The sequence below is a fragment of the Pseudomonas sp. 5C2 genome (genome assembly GCF_034314155.1).
In the GTDB taxonomy this organism is placed as follows: domain Bacteria; phylum Pseudomonadota; class Gammaproteobacteria; order Pseudomonadales; family Pseudomonadaceae; genus Aquipseudomonas.
In genome coordinates, this window is the sequence record NZ_JAVIWH010000003.1 from 2,029,308 (window position 1) to 2,052,303 (window position 22,996).

Genomic DNA, 22,996 nt, shown 5'->3' on the forward strand with positions numbered 1-22,996 from the left:
AGTTCCCACACGAATTGCTTGATTCATTGAAAAAGACGATTTAGAAGCAGCCCGAAATTGGGTCTGTAGCTCAGTTGGTTAGAGCGCACCCCTGATAAGGGTGAGGTCGGCAGTTCGAATCTGCCCAGACCCACCAATTTTGTGTGGGAAACGCCTGTAGAGATACGGGGCCATAGCTCAGCTGGGAGAGCGCCTGCCTTGCACGCAGGAGGTCAACGGTTCGATCCCGTTTGGCTCCACCACTTACTGCTTCTGTATTGTAGAGTTTAGAAATGAGCATTCCATCGATTGGATGGTGAATGTTGATTTCTAGTCTTTGATTAGATCGTTCTTTAAAAATTTGGGTATGTGATAGAAAGTTAGACCGGGCAGCACTTTCACTGGTGGTGTTACGGGCTAAGGTAAAATTTGTGAGTTAAATTGCGAATTTTCGGCGAATGTCGTCTTCATAGTATAACCAGATTGCTTGGGGTTATATGGTCAAGTGAAGAAGCGCATACGGTGGATGCCTTGGCAGTCAGAGGCGATGAAAGACGTGGTAGCCTGCGAAAAGCTTCGGGGAGTCGGCAAACAGACTTTGATCCGGAGATGTCTGAATGGGGGAACCCAGCGGTCATAAGACCGTTACCTTACACTGAATACATAGGTGTATGGAGCGAACCAGGGGAACTGAAACATCTAAGTACCCTGAGGAAAAGAAATCAACCGAGATTCCCTTAGTAGTGGCGAGCGAACGGGGACCAGCCCTTAAGCTGTATTGAGATTAGCGGAACGTTCTGGAAAGGACGGCCATAGTGGGTGATAGCCCTGTACGCGAAAATCTCTTTGCAGTGAAATCGAGTAGGACGGAGCACGAGAAACTTTGTCTGAATATGGGGGGACCATCCTCCAAGGCTAAATACTACTGACTGACCGATAGTGAACTAGTACCGTGAGGGAAAGGCGAAAAGAACCCCGGAGAGGGGAGTGAAATAGATCCTGAAACCGTATGCGTACAAGCAGTGGGAGCCCACTTTGTTGGGTGACTGCGTACCTTTTGTATAATGGGTCAGCGACTTATTTTCAGTGGCGAGCTTAACCGAATAGGGGAGGCGTAGCGAAAGCGAGTCTTAATAGGGCGTCTAGTCGCTGGGAATAGACCCGAAACCGGGCGATCTATCCATGGGCAGGTTGAAGGTTGGGTAACACTAACTGGAGGACCGAACCGACTACCGTTGAAAAGTTAGCGGATGACCTGTGGATCGGAGTGAAAGGCTAATCAAGCTCGGAGATAGCTGGTTCTCCTCGAAAGCTATTTAGGTAGCGCCTCATGTATCACTGTAGGGGGTAGAGCACTGTTTCGGCTAGGGGATCATCCCGATTTACCAACCCGATGCAAACTCCGAATACCTACAAGTGCCGAGCATGGGAGACACACGGCGGGTGCTAACGTCCGTCGTGAAAAGGGAAACAACCCAGACCGTCAGCTAAGGTCCCAAAGTTATGGTTAAGTGGGAAACGATGTGGGAAGGCTTAGACAGCTAGGAGGTTGGCTTAGAAGCAGCCACCCTTTAAAGAAAGCGTAATAGCTCACTAGTCGAGTCGGCCTGCGCGGAAGATGTAACGGGGCTCAAACCATACACCGAAGCTACGGGTATCACTTAGGTGATGCGGTAGAGGAGCGTTCTGTAAGCCTGTGAAGGTGAGTTGAGAAGCTTGCTGGAGGTATCAGAAGTGCGAATGCTGACATGAGTAACGATAATGGGTGTGAAAAACACCCACGCCGAAAGACCAAGGTTTCCTGCGCAACGTTAATCGACGCAGGGTTAGTCGGTCCCTAAGGCGAGGCTGAAAAGCGTAGTCGATGGAAAACAGGTTAATATTCCTGTACTTCTGGTTATTGCGATGGAGGGACGGAGAAGGCTAGGCCAGCTTGGCGTTGGTTGTCCAAGTTTAAGGTGGTAGGCTGAGATCTTAGGTAAATCCGGGATCTTAAGGCCGAGAGCTGATGACGAGTGTGCTTAGGCACACGAAGTGGTTGATGCCATGCTTCCAAGAAAAGCTTCTAAGCTTCAGGTAACCAGGAACCGTACCCCAAACCGACACAGGTGGTTGGGTAGAGAATACCAAGGCGCTTGAGAGAACTCGGGTGAAGGAACTAGGCAAAATGGCACCGTAACTTCGGGAGAAGGTGCGCCGGTGAGGGTGAAGCATTTACTGCGTAAGCCCATGCCGGTCGAAGATACCAGGCCGCTGCGACTGTTTATTAAAAACACAGCACTCTGCAAACACGAAAGTGGACGTATAGGGTGTGACGCCTGCCCGGTGCCGGAAGGTTAATTGATGGGGTTAGCTAACGCGAAGCTCTTGATCGAAGCCCCGGTAAACGGCGGCCGTAACTATAACGGTCCTAAGGTAGCGAAATTCCTTGTCGGGTAAGTTCCGACCTGCACGAATGGCGTAACGATGGCGGCGCTGTCTCCACCCGAGACTCAGTGAAATTGAAATCGCTGTGAAGATGCAGTGTATCCGCGGCTAGACGGAAAGACCCCGTGAACCTTTACTATAGCTTTGCACTGGACTTTGAATTTGCTTGTGTAGGATAGGTGGGAGGCTTTGAAGCGTGGACGCCAGTCTGCGTGGAGCCAACCTTGAAATACCACCCTGGCAACTTTGAGGTTCTAACTCAGGTCCGTTATCCGGATCGAGGACAGTGTATGGTGGGTAGTTTGACTGGGGCGGTCTCCTCCTAAAGAGTAACGGAGGAGTACGAAGGTGCGCTCAGACCGGTCGGAAATCGGTCGTAGAGTATAAAGGCAAAAGCGCGCTTGACTGCGAGACAGACACGTCGAGCAGGTACGAAAGTAGGTCTTAGTGATCCGGTGGTTCTGTATGGAAGGGCCATCGCTCAACGGATAAAAGGTACTCCGGGGATAACAGGCTGATACCGCCCAAGAGTTCATATCGACGGCGGTGTTTGGCACCTCGATGTCGGCTCATCACATCCTGGGGCTGAAGCCGGTCCCAAGGGTATGGCTGTTCGCCATTTAAAGTGGTACGCGAGCTGGGTTTAGAACGTCGTGAGACAGTTCGGTCCCTATCTGCCGTGGACGTTTGAGATTTGAGAGGGGCTGCTCCTAGTACGAGAGGACCGGAGTGGACGAACCTCTGGTGTTCCGGTTGTCACGCCAGTGGCATTGCCGGGTAGCTACGTTCGGAATAGATAACCGCTGAAAGCATCTAAGCGGGAAACTAGCCTCAAGATGAGATCTCACTGGGACCTTGAGTCCCCTGAAGGGCCGTCGAAGACTACGACGTTGATAGGTTGGGTGTGTAAGCGCTGTGAGGCGTTGAGCTAACCAATACTAATTGCCCGTGAGGCTTGACCATATAACACCCAAGCAATTTGCGTCGAAAGAGCAGATTGCGGTGTGTGAAGACGACACAAACCGAAAATTGGCAACAACCCACAGATCTATCACATCCCCATTAGTTGGCCCGTTGCGCGCAAGCACGACGATCCGGCAGCCGAATTTCTTGACGACCATAGAGCATTGGAACCACCTGATCCCATCCCGAACTCAGCAGTGAAACGATGCATCGCCGATGGTAGTGTGGGGTTTCCCCATGTGAGAGTAGGTCATCGTCAAGATTAAATTCCGAAACCCCTGTTTGCTTACGCAAACAGGGGTTTTGTTTATGCGCGGAGAAAACATCCTCCCCATCAAAAAGGCCTTAGTCCGCTCGCATCGGAACCTGTACTCGCATGCGGTAAAAAATTTGCGCGGCTATTTTTTGGGTAGACCACTAGAATGGGCCGCTATCCTTTCGTCTTTGAGTCTCCAGTTCTATGCCCGATCAAGCCAACTCCAGCGGCCTGGCCCAAGTGCCGCTAGATGAGTTGCCGCTCGATGATTTGGTGGCTTGTCATGAATGCGATCTGCTCATGCGCAAGCCCGTGTTGTCCCGCGGCGAAAAAGCTCAGTGCGTGCGCTGCGGCTACGAGCTTTATGCCCAAAGGCACAATGTCGTTCAGCACAGCTTGGCATTAGTGATCGCGGCATTATTGCTGTACATCCCCGCGAACTTTTTGCCCATCATGCATCTCAATCTCCTGGGCCAAACCTCGAAAGACACCGTTTGGACGGGCGTGCTGGGATTATTCGATACCGGCATGCAAGGCGTCGCAGCGGTGGTGTTTCTGTGCAGCATGGGTATCCCGTTACTCAAATTGCTCTGTCAGTTGTCTGTGTTGCTGAGCATTCGTTTGAATGTTGGCCGGAGCTTTGGCCTGCTGCTCTACCGTATTTATCATCACCTTCGTGATTGGGGCATGCTTGAGGTGTATCTCATGGGCGTGCTGGTCGCGCTGGTCAAGCTTTCCGACCTCGCTGAGCTGACTCTGGGCGTGGGGCTGCTATGTTTTATCGGCTTGTTGTTGGTTCAGGTCTGGCTTGAAGTGACCATGTCGCCCCACCAGATTTGGCAGGCGTTATCAGGTGGAGATGCACATGCGGGCGATTGATGCCGGGATTCTGATTTGTGCGGAATGCCATGAACTCAACAAAGCTGACCCGGACAATGACAACCTGACGTGTACTCGCTGCGGAGCGCAGGTACACCCTCGTCGCCCTGACAGCATGAAGCGCACGTGGGCATTGCTGGTGACTGCGGCCATTTTGTACATCCCTGCCAATATGTTGCCGATCATGACAGTCAGCTCATTGGGGCAGGGTGATCCCTCGACCATCATGTCAGGCGTCATTCAACTGATGCAACATGGGATGTACCCCATTGCCATCGTGGTGTTCGTAGCCAGTATTCTAGTGCCCACGTTCAAATTGATCGGTCTGGGCCTACTGCTTTTCTCGGTACAGCGTCGTCAGCCCTTATCGGCGCAACAGCGCATCATCATGTACCGCTTCATTGAGTTCATCGGTCGCTGGTCTATGTTGGACATATTCGTGATCGCCATTCTTGTGGCTGTGGTGAATTTTGGCCGCATCGCCAGTGTCGAAGCTAATCTTGGCGCAGTCGCTTTTGCCAGTGTGGTGATTTTGACGATGCTCGCCGCAGTAACTTTTGATCCCCGACTTATTTGGGACAACACGGAGTCGGATGACGACCATGAGTGATTTGCCTACCGCTAAAACCCGCCCTGCGTCCAATTGGTCTGCGATCTGGATACTGCCCTTGATTGCGTTGATCATTGGCGGGTGGCTTGGCTGGCGGGCATATAGCCAGTCAGGCATCGAGATTGAGGTGCGTTTTGAAAGTGGCGAAGGCATCCAGGCCAACAAGACCGAAGTGGTCTACAAAGGCATGTCGATCGGCAAGGTCAAGGCCTTGACGTTAGATGATGAAGGCAATACAAAAGGCGTTATTGCAACCATTGAAGTGAACAAAGAGGTCGAACCGTCCCTGCGGGCCAACAGCCGTTTCTGGCTGGTAAAACCGAGCATCACGTTGGCAGGGATCACCGGTCTGGAAACTTTGGTGTCGGGTAACTACATTGCCGCAAGCCCTGGCGATGGTGAGCCAACACGCAAGTTCAAAGCGTTGGCAGAGGCACCACCGCTCTCGGACAGATTGCCGGGGCTGCACCTGACCCTCAAGGCCGACCGTTTGGGTTCGTTGAATCGAGGCAGTCCGGTGTTCTACAAGCAGATCCAGGTTGGGCAGGTCAAAAGCTATGTCCTGTCGGAAGACCAAGGCACGGTCGAGATTAAAGTCTACATCCAGCCGACCTACGCCAATCTAGTGCGTAAACACACACGTTTCTGGAACGCCAGCGGCATTAGCATCGACGCCAATCTGTCTGGAGTAAAGGTGCGCAGCGAGTCGCTGGCCAGCATCGTTGCTGGCGGTATTGCCTTCGCTACGCCAGAGCACCGAAAAGACAGCCCACCCACCGACCCCAGTCTGCCTTTTCGTCTGTATGAGGATTTTGACGCCGCTCAAGCCGGGATACGGGTCAAGCTCAAGCTGAGCGACTTCGAAGGTTTGCAGGCCGGCCGTACGCCCGTGATGTACAAGGGTATTCAGGTCGGCAACATGAAAACGCTCAAGGTCGATCCCGATCTTTCCAGCGCTACGGTCGAATTGGCCCTGGACCCTTTGGCTGAAGACTATCTGGTGGAAGGCACCCAGTTTTGGGTAGTCAAACCCTCAATTTCGCTGGCGGGCATTACGGGTTTGGAGGCATTGGTCAAAGGTAACTACATCGCGGTTCGTCCCGGCGATCTAGGTTCGCCGCCCAGACGCGATTTCGTCGCCAGAGCCAAGGCACCACCACTGGACCTGCGCTCGCCAGGTCTGCATATGGTGCTGTTCAGCGACACACTGGGTTCGCTGGATGTCGGCAGTCCTATCCTTTACAAGCAGGTTAAGGTCGGCTCAATCCAGAGCTATCAATTCTCCCGCGACCAGAAACAAGTCGTGCTCGGCGTACATATCGAGAAGGAATACGAAAATCTGGTCAATGGCTCGACTCGCTTCTGGAATGTCAGCGGCATCACACTGAAGGGGGGATTATCGGGTATTGAGGTCAAAAGCGAGTCCCTACAAAGTTTGATGGCGGGGGGCATATCCTTTGAAACGCCGCTGGCCAAATCGCCGCTGCAAAAACGTATCCCTCGCTTCCGCTTGTTTGCCAGCCGTGATCTGGCCACACAGCGCGGGACCGAAATCACGATCAAAGTCGACCGTGCAGACGGTCTGCATCCCGGTACGGCAATCCGCTATAAAGGTCTGGATGTCGGCAAGGTCGAAGACGTCGATCTGACCAGTGATCTACAGGCGGTGATGCTGACGGCGCGGATCACCGAAGTACCCGACAAAATCGCCCGTGTGGGCACCGAGTTTTGGGTGGTCAAGCCAGAAGTGGGATTGATCAAAACCTCGAATCTCGAGACTTTGGTCACCGGCCAATACCTGGAAGTGTTGCCGGCCAGCAAAAGCACGGGACCGCAGAAAAGCTTTGTTGCGTTGAAGGCCCCTCCGAATGCTTCCGCACGTGACGAGGGATTGAGTGTGGTCCTGAGCGCGCCACGTCGTGGCTCAATCAAGCCGGGTGTGCCGGTGACTTACCGTGAAGTGACAGTAGGCAAGGTCATGAGCTACGAATTGGGCCAGACGGCTGATCGTGTATTGATCCACATCCTGATCGAGCCGCGTTATGCGTCGTTGGTTCGGGGCGGCAGTCGTTTCTGGAACAGCAGTGGCTTTGGCGTTGACTTCGGCTTGTTCAGAGGTGCGACCGTCCGTACGGAGTCGCTGGAGACGCTGATCGATGGCGGCATCGCGTTTGCCACGCCGGAGGGGGAGCGCATGGGGAGTCAGGCGCGACCTGAGCAAACCTTCCCGTTGTTCGACAAAGCCGAGGATGAATGGCTGCAGTGGGCGCCCAAGATTTCTCTCGGGAAGTAGAGCAGTCAACGCGGTGTGCCAGGCACACCGCGTTGGCTTCTTCAGCTGCACATCAGGCCAGCACGGTCTCTGCTTCAGGATCTGCCGCCACTGCTTTCACCTCGTCATGGCGACGGATGTATTTCCAGTCGGCCTCGTCGATGTAAATGCCGTTAGGTCCGCTACCGCCTTCCAGATCGATCGCAACGTGTGCCGAGACCTGGGGTTTGACGCTGGCCAGAATCGGTACAAAGCCTAGCTGCAAACTGGTCTCCAGCAAGGCGGCCTGGTTTTTCTCGTCAATGTCGGCCGCTTCGTCGAGGTAGTAAGGCAGACGAATGCGCCCGGCTTGATCGCGATCCATCAAGTGCAGCAACAAATACATGTTGGTCAGCGCTTTGATGGTCATGGTCGTACCGTTAGACGCCGCACCATCGATATCGGTATGAATCACGGGTTGGCCGTTGACCTTGGTGATTTCGAAGGCCAGTTCGAACAAATCCTTCAGGCCGAGTTGGTTGTGGTTAGCCGCCACCAACCGTGCCAGATATTCCTTGGCCTCTTCGTTCTTGTTGTCCTGATCGGCACTTTGGCTGAGGTCGAATACCGACAGCGTTTCGCCTTCTTCGTACTGACCAGCGCTATGGATGATCTGGTCGATGTGTTTGAGTGCTTCCTTGTTCGGCGCCAGAACGATGCGGAAACTCGCCAGGTTGGACACCTGCCGTTTGTTGATCTCGCGGTTGAACAGCGCCAGTTGATGCTCAAGGCTGTCGTAGTCGCTGCGAATATTACGCAAGGTCCGGGCGATGTCGGTCACTGCTGCACGCCGTGCTTTACCCAGAGTAAGTGCCTCGTCTTGGCGATGCGCGTAGGCGTTGATCAGCAAGTGCAGGCGACGCTCCATGTCATCTTCACTGTCGAATTTGGCTACACCCTTGAGGCGCACTTGAGCGTAAAGCGCTTCAATCTGGCCATCGCTGCGCTGCAAACCCTGCCAGCTGTCCTGATAGTCATTGAGCAGCGGCAGCAGGTTCTCCAGCGAGTCATCCACCGGTTCCATGAACGGCGTACCGAACGGCATATCTGCAGGCAATAGCTGACGACGACGCAGGGCGTCATCCAGCGTGCGTTGCTTGGCTTCCATGTCGCCGATCTGCCGACCGACCAGTTGCAGCTTGGCGGAGAGCTGCTGCACACGTTCGGTGAAAGCATCGCTGGAGCGTTTGAGCTCGTCCTGCGCGGCTTCCATTTGCGCCAGCTGTTCGAGTTTCTCCGGCTCTTCCGCATTCAACGTCTGGCTGCGACGGAAGTCTTCCAGCGCTTTTTGCGCGTCCAATACCTGCTGGTACAGGGCTTCGGTCTGCGTTTTGCTCGCCGCCCGGTCCGAGGCAACGGCCTGTTGGACTTTCAGCTGCTTGAGTTCTTTTTCCAGACGTTCTTTCTGATCACGCAGTGCCGCACGGTCAGCCAGGGCTTGCAGCGCGGGCGGTTCAATGTGGGAAAGATTGATCGTCAGGCCCGGGACTTCGAAGCGCTCGCCTTTAAAGCTGTCGAGGATCAGCTCCAGTGATTTGACCCACGCGTCGCCATCATCGAGTGCAATACCCTGCTCGCCGAGTGGCAGGCTGAATAGCGCGCTGTTGAACAAACGCATCAACCGCTCGACATCTGGCTGCGAGAACTCTTCGCGCAAGCGGGCATAGCTGTTGTTGTCAGCGTGATCGAGTTGTTGCTTGACCGACTTCAGGCGTTTTTCCAGATCGCGCAGGCGTTCATCCAGGTCCTTGGCGCTGAACTGCCGGGACTGGGCCAGCGCACCGGCCAGTTCATCGTGAGCATCCTTGGCTGCCAGCAATTGCTGCTCCAAGACCTTGACGTCATCGACCAGCGCAAAACGATGCTTGAGTACCGACAACTCGCCGATCCAGCGCTGAATACCGCTGATTTCTCGCTCCAGGCGCATCAACTCCTGAGTCCCGCCACGCTGATCGTTTTGCAGCGAGTCCTGCTCGTTTCGGTAATGTTCGGCCTGGATCACCAGCTCTTCTTTGCGCGCGTTGGAATAGTCCTGCCACGTGCCCAGTAGCGAATCGAGCAGCGGTGACAGTCGGTGCAGTTTGCCGCGTAGTACTTCCCGCTGCTTGACCCCAGAGGACAGGGCTTCGACCAGTGGACCGGCGAGAACCAGTGCGTTGTAGTCCTGTTCCATGCGGCGTACGTCGCGGAAGGCTTCTTCGCACGCGGCGATGTAATCAACGCTGCCGGACCGCAAGCTGTGTTCAAAGGCATCGAGGAACAACTGCTTGAGTTTCGCCGCCGTGATTTCGCGCATATGCAGCAAGTTGATGAACAAGGCTCGGAAGGTCTTCAGGCTCTGTTCGCTGGTGGAGCGCAGCGGGATCAGGGTCAGGTCCAGCGGGATCGACGTATGACCACCCACCAGCAGGCGACGCAGTTCATCGGGCTTCAGCTCATAGGCTTTCAGGCCGTGGCTTTCCAGGTTGCTGAACAGCTCTTTTTGCCGCAAGCAGGTGTCATTTTTCTGATAGTGCGCCAGGTCCAGTTTGCCAGCGTAAGCAAAAAACTGGTGACCGAACCCACCGCCCGGTCCGCGTCCGACCACGCCAATCACATGCGGGCCGTGGGGCAGCGAGACTTCCACCAGGATGTAACTGGTGTCGGAGGCGAAATAGAAGCGCCGCGACTGTTCCAGGCTGTACTTACCGAAACTCATGTCCGACATGCGCGCCAGAATCGGGAATTGCAGGGCGTTGATCGAGGCGCTTTTGCCCAGGTTGTTCGCGCCGTACACCGACAAGGGGTGTTCCAGCGGGAACAGACCAAGGCTGTAGCCAGCCGTGTTCAGCAGGGCAAAGCGGCGGATGCCATAACGTTCCTGGCTCATGCGTCCATCTCCTGTTGCTCGGCGGCAATGGCCCGGGCCAACGCCTGCGCTTCGGTTTCTTCAGGTTCGTCGAACTCGGCGAGATCCAGCGGGTCATCGGTTTTCAGGAGTTTTTCGTCGCTGTCGCTGTCATCGTCAATCAGGATCGGCGTGGGCAGTGGCAACACGCTGTGCAGGCTGGCCGCCAGATCACGGTCCTGTTGCACCGATAGGCAGACGTCGAGGAAACGGTGCATCGGCGGCAGGAATCGGTAGATGCCGTTTTCTTCGTTGGCGAAACCGAGCTGGGTCATGCGGCGCATGATTTTCTCTTCCAGCTCTTCCTGGGTTTGTACTTCGGCTTGCACAAACAGGTCGCGGTATTTTTCCAGCAACGAAGGCAGCTCATCACGGCCCAGGCTACCGCCGTCGAGCACTGCGACCGGGTCGCGGCCCTGATCGGCCAAGTGCTCGACGATGATGAAGGTGAACAGCGCCAGGCGTTGCGCGGTCTTGTTCACCTGTGCGGCGGCCATTTCCGGGACGAAGTAATAGAAACCGCGGGTGTCGCAGACCAGTTCAAAGCCCAGGGCCTTGAACAGCGTTCGGTACTGGTCCTGGCAATTGGACAGCTGCGCATACAGCTCCGGGTCGCGGCGGCTGATGTGGTAACCCTTGAACAGCTCGCGAAAAATCGGCGCCAGCTGGGACAGTTCGGATAGATCAAGATGCATGAGGGGTGCTCGCGGAATTCTCTAGGTGCTCGTCTCGGCTAGAGAGCAGGGCGAAGGAGCGCAGGCTGACCTGATGCTCCTGCGTGTTGTAATCGCGACGTTCAAGGCGCTCACGGGTAAAACGCTTGTCCCGCGACAGGCGCGAGAACCAGTACAGCAATTCGTCGGTGGCGCCGTCCGGTTCTTGCTCCAACAGCCAAACCATCAAATCCGGCATCGGCAGGGCGTCTTCGCAGCGCTCCAGCATTTCTTTGACCGTGCGGGGCGCGCGGGGCGGTTCGCCTTTGCGTGTGACGTTGGCCTTGGGGAATTTCGCCGGTTTCGGTTCGAAGCGGGCCAAGGCATACACATAGGCTTCAACCTGACTGGCGCTGCCCAGGAACGTGCTTTGTGGTCGAGTGAACATCGACATAGCCGCTTGCGGCACGGCATCCAGCCCTTTACGGCGGATAGCAGAAAGCGCCAGCGCCGCACCACGGGTGACTGCGTTATGCCGGCGGGCTTCCTCACGCAGCGGCAACAGCAGCTCGCGGGCGTGACGCAGGGTCAGTTGAGCGCTGGTTTGCATCTCCAGGATGCGTGCGTGGGTACGCAGCAACATGTCGTCATCGACCAGATGGCCAAGGCGCTGCTGTTCGGTGAGCAGGCGCAGCAGAACATTTTCCACCTTGCGCACGCCCTGTTCGAACGCCCCGTCGGCGTTGACCAACTGGATCATCGGTTCGATGTACTCGTCCCAGGTCGCCAGCACCTCGGCATAGCGCTGACGCAGCGGAATCTGCCGGTCACTGGTCTTGGCCCGGTCAGCCACGGCGACCAGCGCCTGCTCATCATTGGCCAGCTTTTTCAGAACATCGCGCACACGCATGTCCAGCAGACGCAATTGCCGCGCCAGGTCGTTGGCATCGCGGATGTCGAAAGCGTCCTGGATATAGCCTGCCAGACGCTCCAGATGGCGTAGATAGGCTTCGATCTCCAGACACAGGCCAAGGCGATGTTCACGCCGGAGATAGGACAGAAAGTCATGGATTTGTGCGTTCAGTTCAAAACGGTTAGGGCTTTTAGCTACCGGAACCAGAATATCCAGACGAATCCACACGTCCAGCAGGCTGGTGATGTCTTGTGGCGTGCTATCCAGTTGCTGGGCGGCCAGTTGCAGGCGCAGTTCGCTCAGGCTCAAGGTGCCTTGGTCGAAGTGTTCGCACAGTGGCTCAAGGAGCGCCCAGTGTTCGGCAAGGGCGCGCAATACGCGCTTAGGTTCGATCATGGGAAGGCCGGTTGGTTGGCAAATAAAAGCAGCGATTGTACTGCATCGGCTACCTGAGATTTCACCTCCGGGCGATCAACTGCGGCGGGAATCGGCGAAGGGCGGTAGAATCGCCGACTTAACTTATCCACAGGTGGCTGACCTTTGCTTAATGAGTCCCGCCGCCGCGCTTATATGACTGCCATGCAGGTGGTCAATTGGCTGCCGCGCACCGAACTGCCCTTTGCCGCACCTTCACGCCCGGAATTGCTCGGGCCCTTGCCGTTGCCGGTCGAACAGGCTGTTGCTGCGCCTGCGCCCGCCGTCGCTGTTACGCCAGTCGCCACGCCTGTTGCGCGTCCGGTAGTCGAGCGGCCGAAAATCGAAGTGCCCCGTCCGTCGCTTTCCAGCACCCGAAATGGTGCCGTGGCCGACGCAGAGGTCGCTGCACCAGCACCAATCAAGGCCGTTGCCGTTCCTCCTCCACGCTTTGCCTTGCAACTGCTGCGGGCCGGGCGTTGCCTGGTGCTGGTCGAGTTACCCACAGGCGAGGCATTTCAGAGTCGCGACCCGTCCTATATGTTGCTCAAGGACATGTTGCGTGCCGCCGGTCTGCCTGACAGCCCGCAAATCATTGGCGAGCCGGTGCGTTGGCCATTGTTGGTCCGTGGTCAATTGGACCAGGGCCCCGCAGCCGCGCGTGATTTCGTGCAGGGATTTGTCCTCGCCCGACTGGAAGATGAGCCGTGTGCATGCCTGTGGCTGATCGGCTTGCCTGCGGTGCGATTTGCTGGCGAAGCCACTGCCGAGTCCTACAATCAAGAATTGCAGATCGACGGTCTGGGCAGTGCCTGGGCGCTGCCCGGTCTGGAATTATTAATGGATGAGCCGCAACGCAAGGCCGATGTCTGGCAAGCCATGCGTCGGCTGATGACACGCTGGAAAACGATTGATGACTGACGTTTCAATAAAGAGCCCCTCAATGAGCGACGCTGTAACTTTCCGCCCGATGACCGAAGCGGACCTGGACGCTGTACTGAAAATCGAATACGCGGCGTTCAGCCATCCCTGGACCCGAGGCATCTTTCTCGACGGGCTCAAATCCTACGAAATATGGCTGATGTTCGAAGGCGCCCAGCAAGTCGGCCACGGCGTGATCAATGTCATTATCGACGAAGCGCACCTGCTCAATATCACCGTCAAGCCAGAAAGCCAGGGCCGTGGTCTGGGCCTGCGCTTGCTGGAACACCTGATGTCGCGGGCCTACCAGATGAACGGCCGCGAATGTTTCCTCGAGCTGCGCGCGAGTAACCAAGCAGCCTATCGCCTGTATGAGCGCTACGGCTTCAACGAGGTGGGCCGCCGTCGGGATTATTACCCTGCGGTCGGCGGGAGCGAAGACGCGCTGGTCATGGCCTGCACCCTGTTTGAATAGTCGTTACTCTGGCTTGCCGTCGAGCGGATCGTGGCGAGCCAGTTCGGCTTCATCCAGGCCATCACCACCCCCGATGTCATCTTCATCGACGACACTCAAATCCCAGTCGGTAGGGCGGTTTTCGCCAGCTTCATTAGCTGAACGTGCGCCATCTTCGTCGATCATGTTTTCCGGGTCCAGGTCATCGTCGGTAGAGTGGTGATCCGGGGTCGACGCGCCGGTCATCCCCGCTTCACGAACCCGCTTGTCCGGGAACTCATGTTCGAGTTCGTTTTCTGGCACAAGATCGCCGATGCGACCGGTGTCCTCCTCTTCATCGAAGTGCAATTCTTCCATCGAGCCCATACGGTCTTCATTGTCATCGATCGGTTCAGGCTGTGGGGCACCGTAAGGGCGGCGTGATTCAGTCATGGCAATTCCTCATGTTTTGGGGCCTTATAAAGATTGACCGGCCGCAACGATGAAGATTCCTTTTGTATCCTCAGCAAAAGTAGTGGCACATAAGCGTGACCCAGACAGCCGGGCGCCAGTCAAAGCTGGGCATCATTTTCGAGGCTTCAACGCATGAACGAACTACAAGATCTGATTGATAACAACGAGCGCTGGGCCGACGCGATCAAGCAGAAAGACCCGGAATTTTTCGCCAAACTGGCCGGCCAGCAAGCGCCTGAATACCTGTGGATCGGTTGTTCTGATGCACGCGTGCCAGCCAACGAAATCGTCGGCATGCTGCCGGGCGATCTGTTCGTACACCGTAATGTCGCCAATGTTGTGCTGCACACTGACCTTAATTGCCTGTCGGTGATTCAGTACGCGGTGGACGTGCTCAAGGTCAAACATATCCTCGTCACTGGCCACTATGGCTGTGGCGGCGTACGTGCAGCGATGCAGAATCGCCAGCTTGGCTTGATCGATGGCTGGCTGCGTTCGATCCGCGATTTGTATTACGAAAACCGCGTCCCCTTGGCCCTGCTGCCAACTGAAGAAGAGCGTGTTGATCGGCTGTGCGAACTAAACGTGATCCAGCAAGTGACCAATGTCGGCCACACCAGCATTGTGCAAAATGCCTGGCATCGGGGGCAGAGCCTGTCGATTCACGGCTGCATCTACGGGATTAAGGATGGCCGCTGGAAAAGCCTGAACGCGACCATCACCGGTTTCGAGCAGCTGCCGCCGCAATACCGGCTTCGTCCGCTGGGTGAATGAAAGGCAAGGCGACTCATTCCTTGAGTCGCCTTGTATCCGCTTTTTTTAAAGTGGTGGCTGAGCCAGCACCGAGCCAGTCGGCGGCTGCACGTCGTGGGTCACTCGGCATCGCACGGGCTAGGCTCGGCCTTCGTACGGAAGTGATTACCGCCATTCCTTTTCGCGAAATACATGGCTTCATCGGCGTGCTTGAGCAGCTGTTTCTCTTCTATGCCATGTTCGGGGTAGAGCGCGATCCCGATGCTCAGCAGAGTACACAAGCCTTGACCTTCCATGTTCAGCGGGTGACTAAGCTCGCGATGGATTTTTTCAGCCACCCGCAAGGCGTCCTCCGGTAACTGGATGTTGTGCAGCAGCACCAGAAACTCGTCACCGCCGATGCGCGCAACCGTATCGGTTTCGCGCACGCATTGTTTTAGGCGCTGTGCCACTTCTTGCAGTAACTGATCGCCTGCCGCATGGCCGAGGGTGTCGTTGACCTGTTTGAACTTGTCCAGATCGAGGTAGAGCAGGGCGAACTGGCCTTGTTCGCGCCGGGCCATCGCGAGTGCAGTCTGCAGCCGATCCTGGAACAGTCCGCGATTGGGTAACTGGGTCAGTTGGTCATATTGGGCCATGTATTGCAGTCGAGCGTGCAGTTGTTTGCGCTCGATAGCGGCGGCGACTTGAGTGGAGACGAACTGCAACAGCTCTTGATCCTTCACGGTATAGCGTGTGCCACCTGAGTAGCTCTTGACCACCAAAGCACCGATAGTGCCCCGGTTCGAGTGCAACGGTACGCCCAGCCAGCACAGCGAATCGGTGTCGAACTCGGCGCGTAAATATTCCGGAAAGGTGGTCAGTGTCTCGGGGGTCAATAGCAGCGGGAGCCCGGTGCGGATCACCTCGGCACTCAAAGAGTCGGTGACTGTTTGTGGATCGGGTGCCTGGTCCTGTTCATCCACGTGGTAGGCAAAGCTCAACTGGTCACTCTTTTCGTCGTACAGCGTCACGGAAAAATTCAGTGCGGGCAGCAGTTCGCCAATGATCTGATGAATGCGATGAAACAGGGCGGGCAGATCCTCGGCGGCGTGGGCGGCTTCAGAAATGGAGTACAGCGCGGCTTGTACCGACTCAGACTGTTTGCGCTCAGTGATATCACGTGCAACCCCGATCCTTAGTTGATCGACTTCCGACCAGCGGGCCGACCACATGATGTGCACGATTTGCCCGTCTTTGCGCACATAACGGTTTTCGAAATGGGGTTTAGGCTGCCCGCCGATGATTTCGCTGGCGGCCAGCAGCGTCCGCGCTCGATCTTCGGGCAGCACCATGTCTATCATGACCCGGCCGATCATTTCCTCGGGCGTATAGCCGAAAATGCGTTCACACGCAGCGCTCACAAATACAAAGCGGCCCTGAGAGTCCACCACGCAGACAGCGTCGAGCATCAGGTCAACAAAGTTGCTCAACTGTGGGTAGGGTTGTTCCATAAAGAAGCGCTTGCCTGGAAAAATTAATGGTCGAGGACCGAGAATCATACCGATAGGCTGCTACAGATAGTGGCCGAAGCATAGCGTGATTTCAATTCAATGGGATGAACCCGATTACCAGCACGTCACGCTACTGATGATGGAGTGACGGCAGGAGGTTGATTCGAAGGTTTCGAGACGCTGGCCCTCTTGGTGGTTGGAGGGCCTGAGGGGGTAAATGATAGGTGAGGCCGGGACAGATAGCACGTTACCTTGAAACGACCGTGCTATCTGCGAGGGCGGTGTTACTTCAATGCAAGTTTGTAAATGACTTGGGTCGCGTCCATGGGATCTCGGTGGCATTCAAAGCCTAACTGTTTAGTCAGCTGATGCATGTGAGTATTGCTTGTTGAGTCAATCGATATCATCTGTGCAAAACCGTTACGCCGTGCGGCGTCGATTAAATGCCGCATGAGTAACGTCCCCATGCCCAGATTTTGCCAGTCATCGGCAATCACGACCGCGCATTCGCATTGCCCTTCCTCTTCCAGCGCGGCATAACGACTCACACCGATTTCGATCAAGTCGCCATCTTTATGCGCCAACGCGACGTAAGCCATCCGCTTTTTGTTATCAACGTCCATCAACTGATCGAGCAGGGCAATACTGGGTTCATTCATTGAACCGAGAAAGCGAAAGTGCCGCGACTCTGGGGAGAGCTTTTTGATGAAGTTAAACTCGCGATCCCTGTCATGCGGTGCCAACGGCCTGATCAGGATGTGGGTCCCGTTGCTCAGCAAATCGATCCAGTGTTCACCGTTGACGCTTGGAAACGCGGCGCTGCCGCTGACATTGCTTGTTGGACTTATGGTCATGTTGATGCTTCCGTCGCAAGAAATGGGAGGGACTCTAAGCGTGGAACTTTGAACCTCTTGTACGCCTCGGAAGGTATTGCCAACTGATCTAGATCAAAAGTCCATGCCGGGAAGGATCCCGGCTGACAAGCGGTGAGCGGCTATTTGATGGGCCCGTGCCTGCTTGCGTGCAGGCACATGCCAGCCTTTCGCTGATTATTGCCCGCTGAGTCCGAGCCAGCCATGTATGCCCACATACAGACCGACACCGATGATCAATAGGCTGGAGAGGTAAGGTGCGCGGCGCGCCACAGCGCCCAGCCACGGCCAGCGATTGGACGCCTGCTTTGCACCCACGGCCGCAGCGACACCGACGCTGACCAGGGTGATCGCTAAGCCGATGCTGAAGCACAGAACGAGCACGCCGCCTAAAGCGACCTCTTTAACCTGCAGGCACAGCAACAAAACGGTAATGGCCGCCGGGCAAGGAATCAGGCCTCCGGTCAAACCGAACATGATGATCTGACGTGTGGTGACCTCGCGGTGGGTGAAGCGTTTGCGAATGTCATTGGCGTGCGCCCGTTCATGCGCATCCTGATAGCCGTCTATCGATAGCTCCAGCCCTTCCAGCTCGGCGTGAACGTGGTCGTGCTCATGGAAGTCCAGATCATAATCATGAGTGTGACTGGCATGCCCCAGACTCAAGCGCGCGTTGAACTGATGAGGCTCGGGGATTTCGGCCACTGACTCCAGGTAGTCGCCGCGATCGACGAATGCGAACTGTTGGGTCAGTCCGTCTGTACGCGTCGTCGACACACTGACCTCGGCAGCAGGCCATGCATGCCCGCTCAACGATTTCACCCGCCAGCGTGGTGGGGTACCTTCTTCAAAAATCGACAGTTCGATGTGCCCATGGCCGGTATCGATGCGATGAGTTTCATCATGGTGATCATGCGCTCCATGATGGTGATCGCCATCTTGCTCGAACTTGAACATCTGTTCGCCGCGCCACGTGCGCCAGAGCATCCAGAGGGCAATCGCGATGATCATCGCTGATGAGACCAGCTGAAAGTACGGCTCAGTGGTTTGCGCATCCAGTCCTTTGCCCAGGTACATACCGCCGATAGCAACTAGCCACACCACTGCGGTGTGCGAAACCGTCGCCGCCAGACCCAGCAAAATCGCCTGTTTGACGGAGCCTCGAACGGCCACGATAAAAGCGGCCATCATGGTTTTCGAATGCCCTGGCTCCAGGCCATGCAATGCCCCCAGCAAGATGGCACTCGGGAAATACAGCCAGGCGTGAGTTCCACCCTGTTGCAGCAGTTCAGCGAAATTTGGCATGACAGGCCTACAGGTACTTGGTGATTTGCTTGAACTCTTCCAGTGGCGCACGCGCCCCATTGGCAAGTGCGTCCACGGTGTGTTCCAGGCAGTGATCGATGTGATCCTGAATAAGCGTTCGCTTGGCCTGACAAACCGCTTTCTCAACGGCGTGCAACTGCTGGGCAATATCCACGCAGGCCCGCTGATCTTCGATCATGGTGATGATGCTGCGCAGATGACCCTCGGCCTTTTTGAGCCTTTTAACAATCGCATCATGAGTCTGGTGCGTGTGAGGGTGAGGGTGAGGGTGTAAATCTTCGCTCATGGCGATGGGCGTCCTGGTTCAGAGTGCTGGCATAGTATCCCCCCGGGGGGGATAAAGTAAGCCTGCCGATAAACTCTGAAAATGCGAGGACGCTGCGTAAACGGTGAATCGGTATTCTGACGGGGAACCGAATCAGGTAAGGCTTGAGCCTGTATTTTTAAGCGGGAGAGACTTCTTGCCGGGGCGACCTGATCGTCGAACCAGCGCCGTGATAATGATCAGCGTCGCTAGATACGTCAGTACCTGAATCCCCGAGGGTTGGGCGCTATAACCAATAAGGGTGTGCAGCATTTTGCCAACGATGCTGCTTTCTTTTAGCAGCCAAGAGCTGTCCCACAGTGTTTCTCCCAGCGCCGGCAACCAGTTGGCGCTGACCAGAAACGCTACTCCCTGACTCGCCATGCCTGCCGCCAACAGGATAATCATCCCGTTTGTCACCTTGAACAGATGACGCATCGCGACGCGTAGCAAACCGAAGTAGAGCGCAATACCCATCGCCACGCCGCTGGCAATGCCCAGCAATCCGCCCATTAACATTTGCCAGGTCTGGTTTGGGTCGCTGGCCGCGATCCCGTACAAAAACAGCACGGCTTCGGACCCTTCGCGCAGCACAGCGACGGCCACGACGATGGCCATCCCGCTTAACGCGCGGTCTCCACTGCTCACGGCTTCACCGACCTCGGTGAGCTGTACCGCCATCTCACGCCCGTGCTTGCTCATCCAGATGCTGTGCCATGCCAACATCAGCGCCGCGATAAACATGACGCCCGCGTTAAACAGTTCTTGCCCGGCACCGGAGGCCCAAGCGCTGATGGCGTCAGCAAAGACCGCCACAAGGCTTGCGCCCAGAATGCCGCCCACAACGCCCCACGCCACCCAAAAACCTCTGCGGTACACGCCTTTGGTGGCGGCGAGGATGATGGACACCACAAGCGCAGCTTCGAGGATTTCCCTGAAAACAATGAGCGCTGTCGATAGCATGGGGTTTACTCCGGAAGTGGGTTATTTAACGATCAACCGAGCTTTCGAAATGCTTTCTTTGTACTCGTCATGAAACTCATAAGTGCCGGGTTTCAATGGGCCAATGAAAAAGCTCACGGTTTTGCCTCCCGTCACCAACTTGCCACCTTTAAAGTCATCGCTCATAAATTCGGCGGTGGTTTGATCACGGTTTTCAAGGGTGACCTTGACCTTCGTGTTGGCAGGAATTTCCAATGGATTCGGTGAAAACAGATGGTCCTTGATGACCAGTGAAACCTCCGCGTCAGCGGCGAGTGCGGGCTGAGCCATGGAAATAAAGGCGAGGGCGGCGGCAGCACTGACAGTTTTGACCAGACTGGAAATACGAAGTTGCATGCGTTTGATTCCGTTTAATCATTGGATCTTGGCAATATGACGTCGCATTTGTCAAAAATACGTTCAAATCGCGTGAAAAAAACCTTAAAAACAAGCGGTTCGTCTTTCGTTGCAGCGCTCCCCCGGTCAAGGGTGGCTGCGACGTTGACGCGTTAAGGGCTTCGTTTCAGAGCGGTCAGTGAGTCGTTTTACTGTCGATTTTGGCGAGTAGCGTTGTCAGGGCCGAGGCGCAGGCTTTAGGGTCCGGGCTACCGGACCGCAGTTGCGACAAGGCCCGGTCGATGGACTTATCCACAGCGGTCCAGTCACTGGGGCTCATCGGTTGAAGCTTTTCTTCGCCTTGGTCCCAGGCCGTTTCCAGATCGGTAATGCGTGAACGTGCAGCGCTCATGTCACCGGCATCGACCAGCGCAGAGGTGTCCAAGACGATTTTTCGGTAGGCAGAGAGATCGCCCAGAGGACCGCCAGCAGTGCTCACGCGTGCTGCGACCTGACCTTGTTGGCTTGCGAACTTGGCGATCAGGGTTTGCAACGATTCATCAATGGCGGCCTTGTCCGGGGTACCAGAGCGCAATTGCACGAGGGCTCGATCAATGGATTTATCCACCGATGTCCATCCTTCCTGGCTGCGTGCCTGAAGTTGCTTGGCCGAGGCGTCCCATGCGCTTTCCAGATCCTTGATGCGGGCTTTCCCCCCTGCGATGTCACCGGCTTTTACTTTGGCAAGGATGTCGCTGGCGATGGCTGAAAAGGACGAGAGATCGCCTAGAGAGCCTGTGGTTACTAGCGTTTGAGCGCTTGGCGATGCTTGAGGGGTGAGTGTCGGTATCCAAAACCAGCCGCCCAACCCGATGACGGCCACGGCCAGCAGGAGGCTGATAAAGGGGCGCGACGTCAGGCGGGGAATGGTTGAGCGCCTATCGGGTCTGCTTAGGGACCGACTGTGCAGCGTGGCCCAGAGGGCGCTGGAGATGAAAATCGACGACACCGCGCCGCACATCAACCCGATCACCAATGCCAGCGAGAACATTTGCAGCGGTTCGCAGGCGAATAAATAAAGACTGGTCGAGGCCATCACCACGGTCAGTACTGTGTACAGGGAGCGCCCCAGAGTTTGCTCGATGCTCTGATTGACCATGCTCAACAAGGAGGCTTCGTCTGGGGTATTGGTCCGTTTGAGGTTCTCGACGATGCGCCCGAAGATCACGATTTTATCGTTCAGCGAGTAACCGATGATGGTCAGCAGCGCGGCAACGTAGGTCACATCGATTTCGAACTTGAAGAGCGCGAAAACTGCCGAGACAAATAGCAGGTCGAGGATGATCGGAAGGACCGTGGCCACGGCAATGGCCCAGGAAAACCGAAGCCCGATGTACAGGGTAATGCTGATGAATGCGGCCAGGACGGCATAGATTGCACGGGTCGCGAAGTCGCGTGCGATGCCTGGGTCCGCCGTATTCTCTTCATACTCGACCTTCTGGTATTTCGCCTGGAAGGCTGAAATGACCTGTTTCAACTCAGCGGGCTTGAGGACTTCATCGAAGCGGGCCGCTATGTGTTCGTTCTGCGCGCCACCTACCGCCAGCGTCGCCGGAACGATCCCGGCAGCGGTCATGATCTGTGTGGCGTCGCTCTGGGTTGTCGGGCGATCAATGTCGATATCCAGCGCAGTGCCGGACGTGAAATCGATATCCAGATTGAGTCCGTGCGCACGGTAATACAGCGCACCACTGGCGATGGTCAGCACCGAAAGAAGGATTGCTGTTTTGCCGAACTTTACGAAGTCGAAAAAGTGTTTGCGCGCGTTGCGCGGCTTGCCGCCACCGATCAACCAGGTCCGTGGCAACCAACCCGAATCCACCAGCCACAAGGTCAGCGTGCGCACCAGGAAATAGTTGGTGCAAATACTGATCACGATGCTTGCCAGCAAGGTCAGCGAGAATCCCTGGACCGGCCCGATGCCTGCGGCAAACAATGCGATCATTGCCAGCGCAGTGACCAGATTGGCGTCGCGAATGGTCGGGAATGATCCGTTGAAGCCATTCACCACCGCTGTTCTCAGGTCATGGCCCCGCGCGAGCTGTTCGCGGGTGCGTTCGAAACAAATGATGCTGGCATCCGCCGCCATGCCGATCCCCAAGACAAAGGCGACCACCGCAGAAAGCGACAAGGTTGCGTGTGATGCGTTGAACAGAATGATCAGCAGCCACAGGTAGACGACGGTGCAGAATGCGGCGATCAGCCCGGCCCCTCGGTACAGCACCAGCAGCAAGAGGAAGATGCAGGCGATACCGATAACCCCAGCGGTCATGGTCTCAGTCAGAGCCGTCTTGCCAAGGACGCTCCCGACCGTTTGGGTGTATTTTTCCGTGAGTACCGTCGGTAGCCCGTGGGTGTCGCCCAGCAGTGAGCGCGACTCATCCGCCGACGTCAGTCCCGCCAGCTTCACGCGGATGTGGTCTTCACCCTCGAGACGGATATCAGGCTCAGACATGCCAATGCTGTCGGCCCGTTGGCGCAGGATGTCGACGGTATTGAGTACATCCTGTTTGGACAGCGTCTGCTTGCCTGGCTGCGGCGTAACAACGTAATAAATCTCATAACCTCCGCGAAACTCCAGGCCGAATCGCACCTTTGAAGCAAGGGGCGCGAACGACAAACTGATCAAGGTGGCCAGCAGGCCCACCAGCAGCACAAACAAAATACGTTGTTTCGATTGAGTCATGATCGTTGTACCCGGACATGCGTAATTGCCGGGCAGTCTATTGAGGTGCGAATGAATGGATCATT

Annotated in this window: 17 protein-coding genes, 2 tRNA genes and 2 rRNA genes; 10 read left to right on the forward strand and 11 right to left on the reverse strand. The window is 56.1% G+C overall.

The annotated features are described in order from the left end of the window. The first annotated feature begins 59 nt into the window (after window positions 1–59). The 7 genes from RGU44_RS23860 (at window position 60) to RGU44_RS23890 (ending at window position 7,407) form a co-directional block, all read left to right on the forward strand. A tRNA-Ile gene (locus RGU44_RS23860) sits at window positions 60–136 on the forward strand. Window positions 137–166: 30 nt separating this feature from the next. Continuing rightward, window positions 167–242, forward strand: a tRNA-Ala gene (locus tag RGU44_RS23865). A 236-nt stretch (window positions 243–478) separates the two neighbouring features. After that, window positions 479–3,369: ribosomal RNA gene (locus RGU44_RS23870) — 23S ribosomal RNA — on the forward strand. A gap of 146 nt (window positions 3,370–3,515) precedes the next feature. Next, window positions 3,516–3,631 (forward strand): 5S ribosomal RNA (gene rrf, locus RGU44_RS23875). 198 nt (window positions 3,632–3,829) lie between these two features. Further along, window positions 3,830–4,504 carry a paraquat-inducible protein A gene (locus RGU44_RS23880; RefSeq protein WP_322177857.1) on the forward strand — a complete coding sequence of 225 codons (675 nt, stop codon included), beginning with the start codon at window positions 3,830–3,832 and terminating at the stop codon, window positions 4,502–4,504. Beyond that, on the forward strand, window positions 4,491–5,114 hold the full coding sequence (locus tag RGU44_RS23885; protein ID WP_322177858.1) for a paraquat-inducible protein A: 624 nt from the start codon (window positions 4,491–4,493) through the stop codon (window positions 5,112–5,114). The genes RGU44_RS23880 and RGU44_RS23885 overlap by 14 nt, the downstream gene beginning before the upstream one ends. Beyond that, window positions 5,107–7,407, forward strand: a complete 2,301-nt coding sequence (locus tag RGU44_RS23890) for a PqiB family protein (protein WP_322278338.1) — start codon at window positions 5,107–5,109, stop codon at window positions 7,405–7,407. The genes RGU44_RS23885 and RGU44_RS23890 overlap by 8 nt, the downstream gene beginning before the upstream one ends. A gap of 52 nt (window positions 7,408–7,459) precedes the next feature. Here the strand turns inward: RGU44_RS23890 and mksF are convergent, their stop codons facing one another. Genes mksF through mksB form a run of 3 tightly spaced genes read right to left on the reverse strand, consistent with a single transcriptional unit; the run spans window position 7,460 to window position 12,274 of the window. Beyond that, window positions 7,460–10,294: an Mks condensin complex protein MksF gene (mksF, locus tag RGU44_RS23895; protein WP_322278339.1), complete on the reverse strand. Its 2,835-nt coding sequence runs from the start codon at window positions 10,292–10,294 to the stop codon at window positions 7,460–7,462. Then, window positions 10,291–11,007, reverse strand: coding sequence for an Mks condensin complex protein MksE (mksE, locus tag RGU44_RS23900; protein WP_322177861.1), 717 nt, complete (start codon window positions 11,005–11,007; stop codon window positions 10,291–10,293). Before mksE ends, mksF begins: the two co-directional genes overlap by 4 nt. Continuing rightward, window positions 10,997–12,274: an Mks condensin complex protein MksB gene (gene mksB, locus RGU44_RS23905; RefSeq protein WP_322177862.1), complete on the reverse strand. Its 1,278-nt coding sequence runs from the start codon at window positions 12,272–12,274 to the stop codon at window positions 10,997–10,999. Before mksB ends, mksE begins: the two co-directional genes overlap by 11 nt. Window positions 12,275–12,418: 144 nt before the next feature. On the opposite strand from mksB, the gene RGU44_RS23910 reads away from it, so the two are divergent. Both RGU44_RS23910 and rimI read left to right on the forward strand, forming a co-directional pair. After that, window positions 12,419–13,213: an energy transducer TonB gene (locus RGU44_RS23910; RefSeq protein WP_322278341.1), complete on the forward strand. Its 795-nt coding sequence runs from the start codon at window positions 12,419–12,421 to the stop codon at window positions 13,211–13,213. 22 nt (window positions 13,214–13,235) lie between these two features. Beyond that, window positions 13,236–13,688, forward strand: a complete 453-nt coding sequence (gene rimI, locus RGU44_RS23915; protein ID WP_219063424.1) for a ribosomal protein S18-alanine N-acetyltransferase — start codon at window positions 13,236–13,238, stop codon at window positions 13,686–13,688. A 3-nt stretch (window positions 13,689–13,691) separates the two neighbouring features. Here rimI and RGU44_RS23920 read toward each other — a convergent pair whose 3' ends face one another. Then, complete coding sequence (locus RGU44_RS23920; protein WP_322177864.1) at window positions 13,692–14,099, reverse strand: serine kinase/phosphatase; 408 nt, start codon at window positions 14,097–14,099, stop codon at window positions 13,692–13,694. Between the two features lie 153 nt (window positions 14,100–14,252). Here RGU44_RS23920 and can point away from each other — a divergent pair, with 153 nt between their 5' ends. Beyond that, on the forward strand, window positions 14,253–14,894 hold the full coding sequence (gene can / locus RGU44_RS23925; RefSeq protein WP_322278342.1) for a carbonate dehydratase: 642 nt from the start codon (window positions 14,253–14,255) through the stop codon (window positions 14,892–14,894). A gap of 98 nt (window positions 14,895–14,992) precedes the next feature. Here can and RGU44_RS23930 read toward each other — a convergent pair whose 3' ends face one another. The 7 genes from RGU44_RS23930 to secF all read right to left on the reverse strand — a co-directional run bounded on the left by RGU44_RS23930 (window position 14,993) and on the right by secF (window position 22,931). Then, the gene (locus RGU44_RS23930) at window positions 14,993–16,366 is read right to left on the reverse strand and encodes a diguanylate cyclase domain-containing protein (RefSeq protein WP_322278343.1); all 1,374 of its coding nucleotides are present in this window, start codon (window positions 16,364–16,366) and stop codon (window positions 14,993–14,995) included. 284 nt (window positions 16,367–16,650) lie between these two features. Next, window positions 16,651–17,220 carry a GNAT family N-acetyltransferase gene (locus RGU44_RS23935; protein WP_407074676.1) on the reverse strand — a complete coding sequence of 190 codons (570 nt, stop codon included), beginning with the start codon at window positions 17,218–17,220 and terminating at the stop codon, window positions 16,651–16,653. Window positions 17,221–17,415: 195 nt separating this feature from the next. Beyond that, a complete protein-coding gene (locus RGU44_RS23940) occupies window positions 17,416–18,543 on the reverse strand; it encodes a nickel/cobalt efflux protein RcnA (protein ID WP_322278345.1) in 1,128 nt (375 codons plus the stop codon). Between the two features lie 7 nt (window positions 18,544–18,550). Then, on the reverse strand, window positions 18,551–18,850 hold the full coding sequence (locus tag RGU44_RS23945) for a metal-sensing transcriptional repressor (RefSeq protein ID WP_322177868.1): 300 nt from the start codon (window positions 18,848–18,850) through the stop codon (window positions 18,551–18,553). Between the two features lie 132 nt (window positions 18,851–18,982). Then, window positions 18,983–19,831 carry an FTR1 family iron permease gene (locus RGU44_RS23950; RefSeq protein ID WP_322177869.1) on the reverse strand — a complete coding sequence of 283 codons (849 nt, stop codon included), beginning with the start codon at window positions 19,829–19,831 and terminating at the stop codon, window positions 18,983–18,985. Between the two features lie 21 nt (window positions 19,832–19,852). Next, on the reverse strand, window positions 19,853–20,206 hold the full coding sequence (locus tag RGU44_RS23955; protein WP_322177870.1) for a cupredoxin domain-containing protein: 354 nt from the start codon (window positions 20,204–20,206) through the stop codon (window positions 19,853–19,855). A 175-nt stretch (window positions 20,207–20,381) separates the two neighbouring features. Beyond that, window positions 20,382–22,931 (reverse strand): protein translocase subunit SecF, encoded by a 2,550-nt coding sequence (gene secF, locus RGU44_RS23960; protein WP_322278346.1) that lies wholly within the window; start codon window positions 22,929–22,931, stop codon window positions 20,382–20,384. Window positions 22,932–22,996 lie beyond the last annotated feature (65 nt).